The organism is Achromobacter colocynthidis, from assembly GCF_057334535.1.
Genome location: NZ_JBHFIZ010000037.1, coordinates 395,427 through 414,592, shown reverse-complemented (window position 1 = coordinate 414,592; position 19,166 = coordinate 395,427). Strand labels below are relative to the sequence as shown.

Here is a 19,166-nt window from a genome sequence, read left to right as displayed (position 1 = left end):
CCAGTGCCCGCAAAATCAAAATCATTGTATCGGCGCCGATCGCGCGCGTACCTGCCGTTTACCCTAGGCCGTTCACTCTCGGACAATCGCTGTGCGGTTGGGGTCAATGGCGTGGAAGCCGCCGCAAGATGTAATGGCAGTGTTGTGCCACGAGGCATTAGGAGATGGGTGTGGATGACAAGAAACTGCAGTCCGATGCGTTTTTCAAGCGGTCGGCTGACAAGCTGGATTTCGGCAACTGGAACGTGCAGGAAAAGATCGCATTAAGCTGTCGGATCCTGGCCAGGGAAGGGCACTCCGAGACCTTGGCGGGGCAGATCACGGTGAAGAACGATGACGGCACCTTTTTCACGACGGCGCTGGCCCAGGCGTTCGATGAGATCCGCCCCGACACGGTCATCCGCATCAACGACAACATGGATGTGCTGGAAGGAGAAGGCACGCCCAACCCCGCCGTGCGTTTCCATTTCTGGGTCTATCGCAACCGGCCGGACGTGCGCTGCATCGTGCACACGCACCCGCCTTACGTATCGACGCTGGCCATGACCGGCCGCCCGCTGGTGGTGTCGCACATGGACGCCACGCCGTTTCATAACGACTGTGCGCATCTGAAGGAATGGCCGGGCTTGCCGATTGCCGATCAGGAAGGCGTGATCATTTCCGCCGCCTTGGGGGAAAAGCGATGTGTGCTGCTGGCCAACCATGGCTTTCTGGCGGCGACCAGCTCGGTGGAAGAGACCTTGTATCTGTCGGTGCTGATCGAGCGCGCCGCGCGTAACCAACTGCTGGCGGCTGCGGCCTATGGCGAAGTGAAGCCGGTGGACGATGCGCTGGCGGCGGAGTCGCACGACTTTCTGCTCAAGCCCAGTATTGTGCGCGCCAGCTTTGCCATGTTTGCCCGTCGGATTGAACGGCAAGACGCTGCACGGGTATAACCGCAGGCATAACCACGGGCATAACCCCGGGCATAACGAAGACCTGCCACCAAACAAAAAGGCCGGCCCCCAAAAAAGGGCCGGCCTTGCTATTGCACTGTGCGGATTACGCCTCGGCGGACGTGTCCTCGACAGCAGCCACCGCCTGCACCTGATTGATCAGGGCCGGCCAGGTATTGATCGACAGCAGATGGCAGTACACCAGCGGCAGCCAGCCGTTGGCGCGCCAGCGCAGGAACTCTTCGTCCGACAGCTTGTTGAACTTGGCTTCGTCGATCACCTTGAAGCCGGACATGGCCAGGCGCTGACCGTCGGGCAGGGTGATGTCGGCGCGGTTCTCGACCAGCAAGTCGGCGGCGGCCAGGGCCTGCGCGAATTCCATCGTGTAGGCGTGCTGGTTTTGGTAGTCGCGGCAGAATTCCAGGGCGCTACGGGCCAGGTCGGTGGGCTCGCTGGCCTCGTCGAAGAACGGATTGTCGCGGCCTTCAACGACCGATGCGGCCTTCTCGTCAACGCACAGCGTGAATTGGCTGCGGTCTTCGTTTTCCATGAAGATGAAGGGATAGCGGCGGATGTAGGCCGGGATGTAGGTGCCGGCGCGCCATTGGCCGTCGGCATCGACGAACAGGTTTTCCTGGCCGCGCACACCCAGCACCGCGACGGGCGTGGGCTGCTCACCGTCGGTGAAGACGATGGGGAAATGGCGGCACGCGGTGGGCAGCTCGGTGGCCACCAGCGGCACCGCGTTGGTGTTGGCGGCATAGGCAAAGCCCGTGTTGCCGGCCAGCGACAGGTTGGCGTGCACGCCGGCCGCCAGGGGGCGGGGTTGTTCGTAGAACAGGGGAAGCGAAGTCTGCGTAGTCATGGTGTCGAATCAAAGAGTGCGGGATTGCGCGTCGTTGTCGCGACGCTCGTCGTCGGAAGACGGGTTGCCTTCGGCGACGGGTTGTTGCGGGCTGCTGCCAGGGGCTTGCAGGACTGAGTTGTTGCCGGTCGGTACGTTCAGCATGGCGTTGTCGCCGGAAGGCAGCAGCCAGTTGAAGCTGGCGGTGGCCACCTGCAGCACCTGCGGATCGGCGTACGCGCCCAGCGCATCCGGGCCGAAACCATCAGACGGGACCGTACCACGGAACAAAGAGTCGGCGGTAGGCGTGGTCGGGATGATCGGCTGCGGCGCGGTGATGGCGGCCAGGCGGTCGACGGTGCCCGTTGGGCCCCACGTGACGCCGTTCAGGTAGTACGGCGAACCCACCAGCGAGCTCTTGATGGAAGAGGCCGCCAGGGCGCCCGTCTTGCCACCGACCGTGCCCCACACGTCGGCCGAGCCGGCGGAGGGAACGATGAGCTCGGCCACGTCCAGCTTGTGGCTGAGGTTGGCGTCGTTCAGGCCGACGCGCAGCGCGCCCAGCGGGCCGGTGGCCAGGGTCAACGCGGTCTGCGGACCGGACAGGCCGACGGCCGTGATGTCGCCGTTGGTGCTGATGGTGGCCGTCGCGCCTTGCAGCGTGGCGGGCGCGCCCAGGTTGATGGGGCCTTGGGTCACCAGCAGTTGCGCGGGCAGCGTCAGGCCGGCGCCGCCGGTCTGGGTGAAGCCCGTGGCGGCCTTGACCGTGGTGCCGGCGGCGAAGCTCGTCGTGCCGGTCGGATCGGTGTTGGCGATACGTATGGAACCCGTGTCGGCGGTAACGTCCTTGCCGAACGACACCGTGCCGCCCGAGATGTCGATGCCGTCCGGACCCGTGGCGCGCACCGCGCCGTTGTAGCTGGCGGACTTGGCTTCCAACTGCTGCACGCGGTAGGCGCTGACGTCGCCGTTGAACACGATGGTGTCCACGGCGCGCAAGGTCAGTGAACCCAGGCCGGTGGCGTCGCCCGCCACCAGCACGTCGCGGCCGGCATTGATGGCCAGGTTGTTGCCATTGCCGCCGTCCAGCGTGCTGCCCAGCACGACCGAGCCGGTGTTGCTGGTCAGTTCACGGTCGCCCGTCAACGTGACCGCGCCGGCATAGACCTGGTCGCCCGTGGTGACGACCTTGCCCGGGCCCATCGTGGTGGTGCCTTGGACGGCCAGGCCGCGCAGCGGCGTGGTGGCGCCGACGTCGCCCTGGATGTCGGCGTTGCCGGCGATGATCAGGCCTTGCTGGCCCGATTCGGTGCCGTCCACGCCCGCCTTGAGCTGCACGTTGGTGCCGGTCAGGGTGGTGTCGACGCCCGACAGGATCACGTGCTGGCCATATTGCTGCGAGCCCGTGGTGTTGACCGAACCGCCGTTGATCAGCACGTCGCCGTTGCCGCTGGTTTGCAGCGAGGCGGCGCGGACCGGGCCGTCCAGCACGGTGTCTCCGGCGGCGGCAATCGTCAGGTCGCCCAGGCGCGAGCCTTGGCCGACCGGGCCGGCGAATTCGACCTTGCCCTTGCCGGCGGAGACCGCCAGGTCGTGCGTGCCGTCAACCGCGTCATTGAAGCGGATGTCGCCGTTGCGGCTGGCCACCGTCAGGTCGCCGCCCAGCGTGACCGCGCCGTTGTACGACTGGTCGCCTGTGGTGGCGATGCTGCCTTGGCCCAGCGTGGACGTGCCGTTGACCGTCAGGCTGGCCAGTGCGTCTTGGGCGCCGAACGGGCCCTTCAACACGGCGTCGCCGTCGATCGTCAGGTCATGCGGGCCGTCAGCGCCGCCCAGCAGGCTGACGGTGCTGCCCTTCAAGACGGTATCCGCGCCCAGCACGGCCAGTTCGCCGTAGGACTGCGTGCCGGTCGTATCGACCAGGCCGCCGTTGATGGCAAGCGTGCCGCCAACGTCCGACGTGATCGATGCCGCGTACACGGCGCCGTCCAACGTGGTGGCGCCGCTGCTGGCGATGCGGATGTCGCCCACGCGCCCACCTGCGTCGTCGCCGACGGTGTCCGTGAAGGTGACGTTGCCCGCGCCGGTGGCCAGCGACAAGTCGTGGCCATCGCCTTGGCTGCTGGCGACCTTGTCGTTGAACGTGATGTTGCCGCCTTGCGTAGCCAGCGTGACATCGCCATCCAGCGTGACCGCGCCGTTGTACGACTGTTCACCCGTGGTGCCGATGCTGCCGTCCAGGCTGGACGTGCCGTTGATCGTCAGGCTGGCCAGCGCGTCTTGCGCGCCGAACGCGCCCTTCAGCACGGCGTCGCCGTCGATGGTCAGGCCGTGTTCGCCGTCGCCGCCGCCCAAGAGGCTGACGGTGCTGCCCTTCAACACGGTATCCGCGCCCAGCACGGCCAGTTCGCCGTAGGACTGCGTGCCGGTCGTATCGACCAGGCCGCCGTTGATGGCAAGCGTGCCGCCAACGTCCGACGTGATCGATGCCGCGTACACGGCGCCGTCCAACGTGGTGGCGCCGCTGCTGGCGATGCGGATGTCGCCCACGCGCCCACCTGCGTCGTCGCCGACGGTGTCCGTGAAGGTGACGTTGCCCGCGCCGGTGGCCAGCGACAAGTCGTGGCCATCGCCTTGGCTGCTGGCGACCTTGTCGTTGAACGTGATGTTGCCGCCTTGCGTAGCCAGCGTGACATCGCCATCCAGCGTGACCGCGCCGTTGTACGACTGTTCACCCGTGGTGCCGATGCTGCCGTCCAGGCTGGACGTGCCGTTGATCGTCAGGCTGGCCAGCGCGTCTTGCGCGCCGAACGCGCCCTTCAGCACGGCGTCGCCGTCGATGGTCAGGCCGTGTTCGCCGTCGCCGCCGCCCAAGAGGCTGACGGTGCTGCCCTTCAACACGGTATCCGCGCCCAGCACGGCCAGTTCGCCGTAGGACTGCGTGCCGGTCGTGTCGACCAGACCGCCGTTGATGGCAAGCGTGCCGCCCGCATCGGTGCTGATCGATGCCGCGTACACGGCGCCGTCCAACGTGGTGGCGCCGTTGCTGGCGATGGTGATGTCGCCCAGGCGGCCATCGGCGGCGTCGCCGACCGCGCCCGAGAAGGTCACGTTGCCCGCGCCGGAAGCCAGCGACAGGCCGTGGCCGTCTTGGGCCGAGCTGAGCAGCGTGCCGCCGAAGCTGACGTCGCCGTTGGCGCTGCGGCTGTCCAGATCATCGGTCAGCGTGACATTGCCTTGGTAAGCCTGCGCGCCCACGGTGTTGATGGTGCCGCCGCCCAGTTCCGCGTCGCCGGTGATGGTCAGCGAAGCCAGGCGGGCGTCCGTGCCGCCACCCAGTGCGCCGTTGACCACGGCGTTGCCGTCGATGGTCAGGGCTTGGGTTTCGTCAAGCGCATCCGCGCCTTGCGCCAGCGTCACGGTGCTGCCCTTCAACACCGTATCCGCGCCCAACACGGCCAGTTCGCCGTAGGACTGCGTGCCGGTCGTATCGACCCGGCCGCCGTTGATGCCCAGCGTGCCGCCCGCGTCGGTGGTGACCGAGGCGGCATACACCGCGCCGTCAAGCGTGGTGGCGCCGCTGCTGTTGATGGCCAGCGCGCCCAGGCGGGCGTTGGCGTCGTCGCCGACCTTGCCCGACAGCGTGACGTTGCCCAGGCCCGCGTTGACGGTCAGGCCGTGGCCGTCGCCGTCCGTGCTGGCGATGGCGCCGCCGAAGCTGACGTTGCTGCCGGCCGCGCCGTTGGTGTCGAGCACCAGGTCGTCGGACAGCGTGACATTGCCCTGATACGACTGTGCACCCACGGTATTGATCGTGCCGCCGTTCAGGTCGGCCGAACCGGTGATGCTCAACGCGGCCAGGCGGGCGTTGTCGCCCAGCGCGCCGTTGACCACGGCGTTGCCGTCGATGGTCAGGGCCTGGGTTTCGTCGACCGAATCCGCGCCTTGCGCCAGCGTCACGGTGCTGCCCTTCAGTACCGTGTCCGCGCCCAGCACGGCCAGTTCGCCGTAGGATTGCGTGCCCGTCGTATCGACCAGGCCGCCATCAATCGCCAGCGTGCCGCCCGCATCGGTCGTGACCGACGCCGCGTACACCGCGCCGGACAGCGTCGTGGCGCCGCTGCTGTTGATGGCCACATCGCCCAGGCGGGCCGTGGTGGGGTTGCCCACCGCGCCCACGAAGCTGACGTTGCCATTGCCCGCGCCGATGCTCAGGTTGTTCGTCTCGCCGGTAGCGCTGGCGACGGTGCCGTTGAACGTAACGTTGCTGTTGGCGGTGTAGATGTCCAGGTCATCGGACAGCGTGACGTTGCCTTGGTACGACTGCGCGCCCACGGTGTCGATGCTGCCGCCGTTCAGGTCAGCCGTGCCAGAGATGGTCAAGGATGCCAGGCGGGCGTTGTCGCCCAGCGCGCCGTTGATCACGGCGTTGCCGGTGATGGTCAGGGCTTGGGTTTCGTCGACCGAATCCGCGCCTTGGGCCAGTGTGACCGTGCTGCCCTTCAACACGGTGTTGGCGCTCAGCACGGCACGTTCGCCGTAGGACTGCGTGCCGGTCGTGTCGACCAGGCCGCCGTCAATTGCCAGCGTGCCGCCGGTGTTGGTGGTGACAGAGGCCGCGTACACCGCGCTGGCTAGCGTGGTGGCGCCGCTGCTGTTGATGGCCAGCGCACCCAGGCGGGCGTCGGCGTCGTCGCCGACCTTGCCCGACAGCGTGACGTTGCCCAACCCCGCATTGATGGTCAGGCCATTGGCGTCGCCGTCCGTGCTGGCGACGGTGCCGCCGAAGCTGACGTTGCTGCCGGCCGCGCCGCTGGTGTTGAGCACCAAGTCATCGGCCAGCGTGACATTGCCTTGGTAGGCTTGTGCGCCCACGGTGTTGATCGCGCCGCCCTCCAGCTGCGTGTTGCCGGTGATCGTCAGCGAAGCCAGGCGGGCGTTCGTGCCCGCGCCGACCGCGCCGTTGATCACGGCATCGCCCTGGATGGTCAGGTCTTGCGTTTCATCAGCGGCATTCACGCCTTTGGCAAGCGTGATGGTGCTGCCCTTGAGCACGGTGTCCGCGCCCAGCGTCACCAGTTCGCGGAAGGTCTGCACGCCGGTCGTGTCGATGCGGCTGGCGTTGATGGCCACCGTGCCGGGGGCGTCCGTCTGCACCGACGCTGCGTACATCGCGCCGTTGAAGCGGGTGGCGCCCGCGGTGTTGGCCGTGACGTTGCCCAGGCGCAGCCCGGCGTTGCCCTCGCCGTTGAAGCTGATGTCGCCGCCTGCCGTCGATGTGATGGCAAGGTTGCTGGCGCCGTCCAGCGTGCCGTCGAAGGTGACGCTGCCGGTGGTGGTGGACAGAGACTGGTCGATGACGAGCGAGACGGCGTTTTTGTAATGCTGGTTGCCGGTGGTGGCGATACTGCTGGTGGTCAGCGTGGCGGGGCCGTTCATGGTCAGGCTGGCCAGCTTGGTGTTGGCGCCGATGGCGCCCGCAAGCATCGCGGCGCCATTGATATCCAGTGCATGGGCGCCATCCGCGCCGTTGGCCAGGATGATGGTGCTGCCGGTCAGCGTCGTGTCATCGCCCAGCACCACGCGGCCGGTGTAGTACTGCGAGCCGGTCGTGGTGACGCTGCCGCCGTTGATGGTGGTGATGCCCGTGCCCACCTGGTTCAGCGATGCCGTGCTGACGGCGCCGCCGTAGGTGATGGCGCCCTGGGTGTTGACGTTCAGCGCCTTGTTGCCCGAGATGTCGCCCGTGAACGTGACCGCGCCGTTGCCCGTGTACACGTTGACGCCGCTGCCCAGTACGGTGTCGCCATCGACACCGAAGGCGCCGTTGCTCGTGATGTACTGGCCGCGCAGCGTCGTGTCGCCGTTGTACTGCTGCGCGCCGGTCGTGGTGACGCCCTGCAGGTCGATGGTGGCGCCGTCGATGTTGAGGCTGGCCAGGTTGCTGGCGTTGCCGCCCAGCATCACCTCGCCGTCATTGGCGACGATCTCGGCTTGTTGGCCGCCGCCGTTCAGCAGGCCCCAGACAGTAACGCCGCCGTTTTCGCCGTTGGCGGTCAGCGTGCGCTTGCCGCCGGTCAGCGTGGCGTTGCCGGTGATGTCGATGGCCGTGCCGGTCAGGTCGCCGTTCAGCGTGACGTCGCCGTCATAGGTTTGCGACCCGGCGGTGTTGACGGCAGCCAGACCGATCTGCGCGCCTATCACCATCAGGTTGTTGGCGTCGGTATTCGCGATGGCGTGGTTGACCCCCACGTTGCCAAACACCGAGCCCAGGAAGATGTCGCCCTGATTGCCGGCGGAAAGGCCGACGGTGCTGATCAGATCGTCCACGGCCGCGATCTGGATGTGGCCGTCCGCCGTGGCGATGCTGCCCAGCGTCAAGGCGCTGTTGCCGTCCACGATGATGTCGCCGGCACCCACGACGTTGGCCGTGAGATAACGCGCCGACGTGTTGAAGGACGCGCTGGCGTCACCAATGCCGGTCTTGCTGGTCAGGTCGAGGCTGTTGGTGGTGAGGTTGATCCCCGCGCCCAGCAACGAACCTTCGGCGGCGGCCAGGATGACGGTACCGCTCGCATCGCCGGCATCGACAAGGCCGAACGCCAGGTCGCCGTGTTGCGAGCTCAGGTCGATCGTGCGGTTGTTGCCGCTGGCCGTGGCCGACACATCCAGCGTGCCGGTGGCGTTGGCCGTGATGTTGCCGTTGGCCGTGGATAGCGCGGCGTTCAACGCGCCGGTGTTGTTCAGCGTAAGGCTCGCCGGCGCGGTGATGCCGGTCAGGCTGACGTTGGCGTTGGCCACTTCGGTGGTCAACACCGTGTTGCCGCCTGCCGCGCCGCTGGTGAAGTTCAGCGTGTCGCCCTTGACTGCGATGGTGCGCGGCGTGGCGCCGGCCGCGACCACGTCACGCGTACCCACCAGGGTAACGGTGTCGTTGGCCTGGACGCCCGCGCCGGCAACGGTCAACGTGCCGGCCGAGGACAGCAGCAGGTTGTCGGCGGTGTTGGACAGGCCCGAACGCGCGTCCAGGTCGCCCGACGAACGGAGGTAGACCGAGCTGTTGTCGCCGGTCTGCGTCACGTCGCCGGTAAGCGTCAAGGCGCGCGTGCCCACGTTGTTCAGCACGATGACCGCGCCGTCGGCGCCGGTCGTCAGGTCGCCCAGCGACGCCACGTTGGTGCGCAGCGCAATGCCGCCCGTGCCGTTGGCCAGGTTGGTGGCCGAGCCGATGCTGCCGCCGGCGGTGGCCGTCAGGCTGTTGCCATAGACCAGGTTGCCCGCCAGCGCGCCCAGGATGGACCCGCCCGCCTTCAGCGTGACGTCGCCCGAGGCCATGGCGTCGATCGTGTTGATCGACAGGTCGCCGTTGGACGTGGCGATCGAGATATCGTTGTCCGCCGAGTTGGTCTTGGTGAGGGCGCTGTTGACCAGCGTGGGGCCGGCGGTGGTGATGCCGATGGCGCCGTTCTGCGTGATGAGTGAATTCAGCGTCGTGCCGGCCGCGCGGTTGTCGTCCAGGTAAATGGAACCGTTGCCCGTGACTTCCGCCGTGATGAGGGCAGCGGTCGTTTGCAGATTGTCGGCCGAGCCTTCGGCGCCGCCGATGCCCGCGCCCGCCTTCAGCGTGACCGAATTGCCGATGATGCGCGTGGATTCCTCGCGATCGTCAACGATGGTGCTGCCGGTCTTGCTGTAGTCGATATTGACCGAGCCGGTGCCCGCGTCGATGTTGCCGGCCACCAGTTGGCTGTTCGTGCCGTTGCCCACGATCTTGATCGTGCCGCTGCCGTTGCCGGCGATGGCGTTGGCGATCTGCAAATTGCCGGCCGCCGCGATGTCGATGATGCTGCCCGACAGGTACGAGTAGACGGAGTTGTTGTCCGCCGCCAGGTACATCGCACCATTGGTGGTGGCTTCAACGCGTTGACCGGTTGCGTTGATGCGGCCGGTCGAGGTGTTCGCGCCGATGCCGTAGCGCGCGTTCAGCGCCACGCCATAGGCCTTGATGGTGGCGCCGGCCGCGTCGGCCAGCACGTAGCCGTTCTCGGCGTTCAGCGTGATCTGGCCCTGGGTGGCGCCCGCCTGCACGTTCTTGACGGTGATGTTGCCGGACGTGGTCTTCACCGAGATGCCGTTGCCGGCCGCGTCGGTGGCCGACGTCATGCTGTTCAGCACCAGGCTGCCCGTCGACGTGACGCGCGTTTCGCCATTGGCGACCGAGGTCGTCAGGCCGCCCAGCAGGTTGTTGGTGCTGTCCAGGTACAAGGAACCGGCGCCGGTGACGGTGGCCGACACGGGGTTGTACGGCGCGGCGATCTTGACGGCCGCGTCGTTCGTGCCAATGCCGTTCTTCGCGGTCAGCGTGATGGCGCCGGTGCCCGAACCCGTGATCGCGCCGCCGCCGTCCAGAATGCTGCCATTCTGCGCATTCAGGGTCAGCGTTTTGTCGGTGCCGTAGGTGACCGTGCCAACCAGAATGTCGCCGGTGGTGGTCGTGACCGACAGGTCTTCGCCCGCGCTCAGGTTGCCCAGGTTGATCGATCCCGCCTGCTTCAGCCAGATGCCGCCCGAGGCCGTGGCCGAGATGTTGTTGACCTGGGTATTCAGGGCGTTGCCGGCGGAGCCGATCGAGTTGCTGGCGTTGCCCCACGCCGTGGACAACGTCAGGTCGCCCGCCGTGATCTTCGACGTGCTGACCATGCCCTGGATGGAGCCGCCGGTGGTGTAGTACGGATTGGTCGACAGGTTGACCGAGCCATTGGCCGTCACGTTGATATCGTTCAGCGTGATCGAACCGATGGCCTTGTACGTGAAGTTCAGGCCGGTGGTGTCGCGAACAATGGTCAGCGCGGTGTTGTTGCTGGTGTCGGCGCCGCTGAACGTCAGGTTCTGGGCGTCGATGGTCAGGAAGCCATAGCTGCCATTCTGATTGCCCGCGCTGTTGTTCCGGTTGATGGTCAGATCGGTCAGGTCGGCCAGGTTGTCGACGTAGATGCTGCCCGGGGTGTTCAACGTCAGCGACGGCGTATCCAGATGAATGCGGCTTGTGTTGCCCGATCCAATGCTGCGATTCGAGCCGTAATCAGCCGTCAGCGTGACGCTCTTGCCGGTGATGCGGTTGCTGTTGTCAGCGCCGACGATGTTGCCGCGGTTGGTCGTCAACGCCACCGCGCCATCGGTGGTGCTGATGGTGCCCACGACCAGGTCGCGGCCGGCGTAGGCGGTGTCGGCCGTCAGCGTGATGTTGCCATCGCCGGTGACCGAGTCTGCGCGCAGCCCATAGGTTTCAATCAGCGCGATGCTGCCGTCCGCCGTGTCCGTCTTCTTGGCGCTGAGGTTGACGGTCGTTGTGCCACCCGTGAGATTCGTGGTGCGGATGGCGCTCTTGTTGCCGATCGAGCCGTTGGCCGTCAGGTTGACGGTGGTGGCGTTGACGATCGTGCCGCTAAGGATCGAGCCGCCGGTGTTGTTGACCGTGAAGGCGTTGCCGCTGGTGTTGACCGAGCCCAGCTCGATGTCGCCAACGGTATTGCTGACCGCGCTGGCGCCCACCGACGTCAGGCTGGGCAGGCTGGTATTGCCTTCCACCGTGATGTACGCGCCGCCGCCGAGAGCACGGCCGGTCAGCGTGCTGACGCGGGTGTCGATGGCATTGCCGGCGCCGTCGGCGCCGATGGCGGTGTTGGCGGTCAACGTCAGTGATGCGGCGTCGATCTTGGTGTTGGCATCGCCATCGCCCAGCAGCGAGCTGTTGCGCGCGGTCAGCGACACGTTGTCGTAGCCGACGTTGATGGTGCCGACGGTGATGTTGCGGTCGCTGCTGACGCTCAGGTTGAGGCCGCCCGCGTCCGTGATGTTGCCCAGCACCAGGCCGGCCGTGCTGCCGCTACCGCCGTCCGTGGCGGTAAAGCCGATGTTGCCCTGCCTGTCGCGCGTCGGCGAGTTGATGCTGTAGGTGCGCGCGCCGTTGCCCATCGAGTACAGCGACAGCGAATCAATGTGCGTGTCGGAATCGATGTAAACGTCGCCGGTGTTCTGGATGGTCAACAGCGGGGCGGAGAGATTGATTTCATTGCCCACGGCGCCGATGCCGCCCGTGCCCTGTGCGGTCAACGACACCTGGCCGGCGGTGATGCGCTGGTTGTCGTCGGCGCTGCCCAGGATGCTGCCGTTGGTGGACAGGCGGACGGTGCCGGTGGGCAGCGTATCGATGATGCCGATGTCCTGGCCCACGCTGCTGGACAGTATCAGGTTCACGCCGGTGTTGTCGCGGACCTCGTTGACGACCAGGCGGCCGTTGTGTTCGACGTCGAACACCAATTGGTCCGACGTGATGTCGTAGGTGGCAGGAGCCACGCCGGTCGCGTACAGCGACAGGGTGGACAGGTCGCGGTCGTTGCCTACATAGACGTGGCTGCCGGCCGTCAGGTAGAGCTCGCTGGTGGTCGTGCTGATCTTGTCGGCCGAGCCCGCGCCGATCTGGCCGGTGGCGAACAGCGACACCGAATCGCCCGTGACGTGCGAGGTGGGCGACAGGTTGACGAGGTTGCTGCCGGTGCCGTTGGCGGCCAGGCTGACGGTATGGGCCGGGCCCGTGTCGATGTTGCCGATGTTCAGCGTGCGGTCGCCCGAGAACGAGAAGTGCAGACCGGTGGTGTCGCGCACGTCGAACAGGTTGTAGGCGCCGGTGTCGGTGACGTTGAACGTCAAGCCCTGGGCCGCCACCTGGACGGTGTTGTTCACGCCCTGGTCCGCGTGGTTGGCCGTGACGTTCAGGCTGAACAGGTTCGACGCGTTGTTCAGGAACAGGTTGCCGCCGGTCTGCGTGGTCAGTTGGCGGGTATCGGTTTGCACCGCATTGCCTGCGGCACCGATGGACCCCGTGGCGGTCAGCGTCAGCGAGGGGGTGACAAAGTTGCTGCCCGCGCCTTGCAGGATGGATCCGTTGGTGACGTTGACGCGCGCCGAACCGAGGGCGCTGTTGTTGCCCAGCGTCAGCGTCTTGTTATTCGACAACCACAGGTTGCCGCGAAGGTTCGACGACAGCTTGTCGACGCTGACGTACAGCGGTTGGTTGCTGTTGTACGGTCCCGTGACCGAGCCGCCGTTCAGCGTCAGCTCGCCGGTGGTGATGTTGGGGCTGCTGGCGCTGCTGCTGGTGCCGTAGATGTTGTTGCTGTTCAGCGTGACGGAGCCGCCCGCGCCGGTGGCGACATTGTTGACGGTCAGCGCGCGGTCGGACGCAATCGACAGCGCCATATTGTTCGCGCTGGTGACGTTGCTGAGCGTCAGCCCATTGACGCTGGTCGAATCGCTCAGCGCGAAGGTCAGGCCGGTGGACGAGATGCTGTACGCATTCGTCTGCGTGCCGGTGGTGTTGCTGTGGTTGGCCGTTAGCGACAGCGACGACAACTGCTGGGCGTTGGCGACGGTGACGCTGCCCGCCGACCCGATCGTCAGGTTACCGGTATTGGTGGACGCCCACACGCTGCCGTTCGTGCCCAGCGCATTCAAGGTGACGCTGTTGCCGGTGATCGTGCCGGACGTGCGTGAGATGGTCGGGCTGAGCACGCTGTTCGCGTAGCGCGAGGTCAGGGACACCGAACCCGTGGCGCCCGTATTGATCGTGCCGGTCGTGATGGCGGAATCGGCGCTGATGGCCAGCGCGGTGCCGGGCATGTCCGCCGCGATCGTCAGGGTTGTGCCACCCGAGATCGACAGCGATTGGAGGCCCAGCCCGGAAAAGGAATAGGCGTTGGTATCGTAAATCGTGTCGCTGTAGGCGTCGCGGCGCGTCAGGTTCAGGTCCAGGCTGCGAAGTTCCCGACCGTTGTTGTGCAGGGTGATGTCCCCGTTGTTGACGACCACCAGGTTGTTGGTGAAGGTGCGCAACGCGCGGCCGCTGCTGCCGATGGCGCCCGTGTTGGCATTGCGCGCGGTGTAGCTGTCGCTACCGGTGGCCGACAGCTTGACCGTGCCGGCCGAGATACGGCCGGAGCCGGCATCGCTGGTGATGCTGGAATAGACGCCGCCGCCAGCCGTGGTCAGGCTGACCAAGTCGCTGGCGCTGATGTCGCCCACCTGGATGTTCTTGCGGCCGGTAAAGCTGAAGTCCGTCAGCCCGCCGGTGATCTGTTCCAGGTACTGGGTGGTGCCGTCGTCGGTAATGCGGATGGTCTGGCCCGCGCCGCCGCCAATGGCGATGGTGCTGGTGCCGCCGGCCGCGCGCAGGCTGTTGATGGCCAGGCTCTGCAGGACGGTGTCGCTGTCCACAAAGAAGTCATTGCCCTTCAGGCTCAGCGCCGACGTGCCGTTCAGGGCCAGCGTGCCGTCGGTGGCGGACGAGCCGATCGAGCCGCTCGACCCCGCGGTCAGCGAAACATTGGCCGCGCGGATCGCGCCCGGGTTGGCCAGGTCGTCGTTGGCGATGTTGCCGGCCGACACCAGGCTGACCTTGCCGGCCGCGCCGGCATCGACGTTGCCGACCAGCAGGTTCTTGCCGTTGGTCGAGAAGGCGAAGTCCAGATTGCTAGAACTGGCGATGTCCTTCAGGTGGATGCCGTTAGCGTCGTCCGTCAGCGTGAAGGCCGTCAGGTTGGGCGCGGTGATGGCGTACGAGCCATAGCTCGACCCATTGCGTGTGACGGCCAGACGGGTCAGGCCAATCTCGTTGTTGACGCTGATGTCGCCACCGCTGGTCAGGCTGACGTCGGGGGCTTGCAAGGTCAGCGCGGCGCCGGCTGCGCCCAGCACGCCACCGGCCGACAGCGCGATGCTGCTGGCCTGGATCTTCGTGGCGGCGTCGCCGTCGTCCAGGATGGAACCCGAACTGTTGGCAAGCGAGGCCGGTCCGCTGGCCTGCACGCTACCCACCGTCGTGTTGCCGGAGAACTGCATGTAGCCAAGCTGGCCGCCCGCCGTCAGCGACGCCAGCTTGATGTTGCTGTTGCCGCCGTTCAGGTAGAGGTCGCCGCCTGCGTTGGCCTGCACGTTGACCAGGCCCGCGCCGCCCACGCCCACATAGCTCACGTTGCCCGAATACAGGCCGCCGATCGCGCCCGTGGCCGTCAGGAAGACGTCGCTGCCGCCGGCATACACGCTGCCCACGCCGTTACCCAGGATGGAACCGTTGGCCGCGTTCAGCGTGACGTCGTCGTTCCAGCTTCGCACCGTGCCGGTCAGCAGCAGGTCGCCCTGGCGCGCATCGATCTGCACGGCGTCGGTCGCCGTGATGTTGCCCAGCGTGATGATGCCGGTGGTGTTGTTGGCGCCCGTGGGCTTGGGCAACTGGGCGTAGAAGCCGCCGTTGCCGGCCGAGCCGGACAGGTTGCTGGTCAGGATGTCCAGATAGCCCGTGCCGGTGGCGCCGATGGCGCGGCCGGCATACAGGTACACCGAGTTGGCCAGCAACTGGGTGCTCTTGTCGCCGTCGTCGCGAATGGCGCCCGTGGTGTTCAGCGAGATGCTGCCGCTGTAGCCGGCGTCGATGCTGCCGACCGTGATGTCGCGGTCACCGGTGAAGTTGAAGTTCACCCAGTTGCTATCGCGCATCTCGTGAATCGTGTGCCCGCCGATGTCATCGGTGATGTTGAACAGCAGCGACGGGGCGCGCACGTCCAGCACGTAGCGATCGTCCTCGGCCTTGTGGCGTGCGGTCACCGTCAGGGAATAAAGGTCGGCGATGTCGGTGGCGTAGAGGTTGCCGCGCGTGCTCAGCGACAGGTAGGGCGCGTTGACCGAGACGGCATTGGCGGCGGTGCCGATGTCCTGGTTGGCGCTAAGGGTGACGGAGTTGGCGGTAACGCGCGTATCCGCGATGCCATCGTCCAGGATGCTGCCTTGCGTGGACGACAGCGCAACGCTGCTGCCCGCGCGGATGTTGCCCAGTTTCAGGGTTTGGTCGCCGCTGAAGATGAACTGGTTCAGCAACGAGCTATAGACCTGCTTCAGTTCGTAGGCGGTGCCCAGATCGTCGTTGACGTCAAACGCGAGGTAGGGCGCGGACACCAGCAGCGTGTTGCGCCGCGCGGGGTCGGCGTGCGTGTTGCTGACCGACAGGTACGTCAGCGTCTTGCCGGGGTTGTCGACATAGATGTCGCCGCCGCTTGCCAGCATCAGGCTGGTGGTGGCGGTCTTGATGTGATCGCTGGCCGTGCCGATGTGGCGCTGGGCCTGCAGGTTGATGCTGCTGCCCAGCAGTTCGCTGTTGGCATTGGCGCGCAGGATGTTGCCGCCCTGGGCGTTGAGCCACAGGGTTCCGGCGCCGGCGTCCAGCTTGTTGCCGGTCAGGTCGGCTACGCCGATGACCGAAATGCCGTTGTAGGCTTTCAGGTCGTCCAGCAACACCGAGCCCTGGGCCTGGTTCAGGTAGATGCTGCCGCCCGTGGCGCGCAGTTCACCGGCCGCCGTGCGCAGGTAGGTGCCCGACGTGCCCACGGTGTAGCTGCTGTTGGAAGCCGGTGCCAGCAGGGTGACGAGGTTGCCGGTGATCAGCGACGCCGATGATCCCGTGATGTTGCCCGCGCGCGCGGTCAGCGTGACGTTGCCCGAACCCGCGTTGATCTCGCCGGCGAAGATGCTGTTGCCGGTCAGGTTGACCGCGCCGCCCGAAGAACTGACGTTGTTGGCGGACAGGGCGCCTGCGCCGTTGATCACGATCGCGGCGTTGTTGGCCTGTGCCTGGGTGATGGTGAGGTTGCCGCTGGTGCTGTCCAGATACACGCCGCCCGCGCCCGAGGTGGCGGACACGCTGTTGGCGTTGGTCTTCAGGGCGCGGGATGCGGCGCCGATGCCGCCGTTCTGCGCCGACAACGTCAGCATGCCGGTGGAAATCGAGGTGGCGTCATCGCCATCATCAATGATGTTGCCGATATCCGAGCTCAGGACGGACGTGCCGGCCTTGATGGCGCCCACGGTCAAGTGACCGCCAGCCCAGACGGACAGCGCGCCGGTGGTGTCGATCGAACGCAGGGCCAAGTTGCCCAGGTTGTTCACATACACGCCGCCGCTGCCGCTGGCGGCCGTCAGCGCGCCCGTGTTTGTGGTCAACGCCAGGGCCGACGAGCCAATGGCGCCGTTGTTGCCAGTGCTGCCCGTGGCCTTCAGCGCGATGCTGCCGGCGGTGATGCTGCCGAGGCTGTTGCGCGCCTGGATGTCACCGGCCGTGGACGTCAGCGCCAGCGCGCCCGTGCCCAGCGCAATGTTGCCGACGTTGAGCGTGCGGTCGCCGGTGAACGAGAAGTTCAGGCCGGCCTGGTTGACCGCGTTCAGTTGGTAGCTGCCGTTGTCCGTCAGCGAGAAAGTCAGCCCGCTGGACGCAAGCTCGTACGTATTGTTGACGCCCGGTTGCGCATGGCGGCTGGTGATGTCCAGCGTGCTCAGCACCGAGCGGTTGGCCACGGCCAGGTTGCCGCCGGTGGCAAGCGCCAGCCGCGCGGTCTGGGTGTTGACGGCGTTGCCGGCTTCACCGATGCTGCCGCCGCTGGCGTCCAGCGTGACGGTGTTGCCCGCCACCACCTGGCTAGCGCCACCCACGTTGCGGATGTTGCCCGCGCTGGTGCGGACCAGCGCCGCGCCGCTGCCGGCGTCAATGACGTTGGCCAGATTGATGTCGCCGGTTGCGTTCAGCGTGATCGTGCCGCCCCGGCTGGTCAGCTTGCCGATGTTGTTCAGCGTGCTGCCCACGCCCAGCGCTTCCAGCGTGATGGCGCCGCCCTGGGTGCTGATTTCCGTATTCGAATTCTCGAAGCGGATGCCGCCCGTTTGCGTCGAGCGCAGCGTGAAGCTGTTGCCCGAGGTGGTTTGCAGATTGATCGCGGCCATGTCCGCGATGGTGATCTGGCCGGTGGCTTCCAGCTTGATGTTGGTGGTGCCGGCCAGGCTTTCCAACAGGCCGCGCGACACGGTGTTGTTGGCTGCGTTGGCGTCGCTGCCGTTGACGGTGCCGTCACCGGCGCTGCCGTCCAGCGCGCCCGATCCGCTACCGGAATCGACAATGCGCAGGTCGGTTGGGTCGATCAGCAGCAGGCCCGTCTTGCCCTTGGGCGCGCGCATGTCCACCGAGCCCGTCAGGCCGATGTTCTTCTTGCTGGAGACTTCGGCAAAGCCGCCGTCGCCGCCTTGTTCACCGCCGCGCGCCGACAGGCTGCCGGCAAAGGCGGTGGCGTCGTTCGACCACATCGTGACGTTGCCGCCGTTGCCCTTGACAAGCGCATCGGCCTTGAGCGTGGCGCCCGCCGCGATCTTGACGGTGGACGACTTGTCGCTGAACGCGGCCGAGCCATTGTCCGGGGCCACGCCCAGGCTGCCCAATGCAATCTCGCCGCCACCGGCGGCGCCCGAGACGTCGATGGCGGCGCTGCGGGTCACGTCCACGTGTTCGCCGGTAACGACGACCTTGCCGCCTTGCTGGCCGGCGCCCACGCCCGTGGCGTCGACCTTGCCGGCAATCTTCACGGTGCCGGCATCGCCGCCGGACAACACGATCTTGCCATTCTGCATGCCAACCGATTGGGCGCTGATGATGCCGTCGGTGTTGACCACGTTGTCGATCACGCCCTTGACGGCGCGTGCGGTCATCAGGACCGTGCCGCCGTCCGCGCGGATGACGCCACTGTTCGTGACCAGGGCGGATACCGGCTTGCCGCTGGCGTCCTTGGGCAGTTCGCCGACCGTGGACGTGGCGTCAAAGCTGAGCAGCCCGTCGCCCTGGAAGTCGACCGTGACGGTCTTGGCGCCCGCGAGGGCCACGCGGCCCAGCTTGGCTTCGATCACGCCCGAGTTGCGCACCGACGGCGCCACCAGCGCGGCCAGGCCGCTGTCCTTGATGCTGATCGTGCCTTCGTTGACGATCGCGGCGTTGGCCTTGGACGAGGCCTGGTTGAACTTGTAGTTGCCGGCCAGGAAGTCCTTGTCGCTGATGTTCGCGGTGGTGGCGACGAGGCCGCCCACGTCGATGCGTGCACCCTTGCCGAACACCACGCCGTTCGGGTTCACCAGCATGACCGTGCCGTTGGCGTTCAAGCGGCCGAAGATCGCCGAGGGGTCATTGCCGACCACGCGGTTCAGCGTGACGCTCTTGCCGCCGGGTTGACGGAAGTTGACCGTCTCGTTGGCGCCGATGCTGAAGTCTTTCCAGTTGATGATCGCCTTGCCGGTCGACTGCTTGATGTCCAGCGTGCCGTTGCCGCGGTCGATGATGGTGGCCGCGCCGCCCACGACGTTGCCGCCGGTGGGGTTGGCGTGCGCGCCGCCAGAGGCTAGCGAGCCGATCAGCACGGCCAGCGTGCTGAGCGCGGGCAGGGCGGCGTCTTTCTTCGTGCGCGAACGGCGAGCGGAGGGGGCAAGGCTGCGGGAATTGCGATTCATGGTCGGTCTCTTGTCGTTCG

General features: G+C 66.6%; 3 protein-coding genes. 1 reads left to right on the top strand and 2 read right to left on the bottom strand.

Going from position 1 to position 19,166, the window contains the following annotated elements:
* Window positions 1-164: 164 nt before the first annotated feature.
* Entirely contained in the window at window positions 165-935 is a 771-nt protein-coding gene (locus ACE04A_RS21600) for an aldolase (protein ID WP_259250052.1), read from the top strand.
* Between the two features lie 106 nt (window positions 936-1,041).
* On the opposite strand, the gene ACE04A_RS21595 is transcribed toward ACE04A_RS21600, so the two are convergent.
* Together ACE04A_RS21595 and ACE04A_RS21590 are read right to left on the bottom strand one after the other, a co-directional pair.
* A complete protein-coding gene (locus ACE04A_RS21595) occupies window positions 1,042-1,800 on the bottom strand; it encodes a SapC family protein (protein ID WP_448716367.1) in 759 nt (252 codons plus the stop codon).
* Window positions 1,801-1,809: 9 nt separating this feature from the next.
* Window positions 1,810-19,146 carry a filamentous hemagglutinin N-terminal domain-containing protein gene (locus ACE04A_RS21590; protein WP_485820505.1) on the bottom strand — a complete coding sequence of 5,779 codons (17,337 nt, stop codon included), beginning with the start codon at window positions 19,144-19,146 and terminating at the stop codon, window positions 1,810-1,812.
* Between the last annotated feature and the right edge of the window lie 20 nt (window positions 19,147-19,166).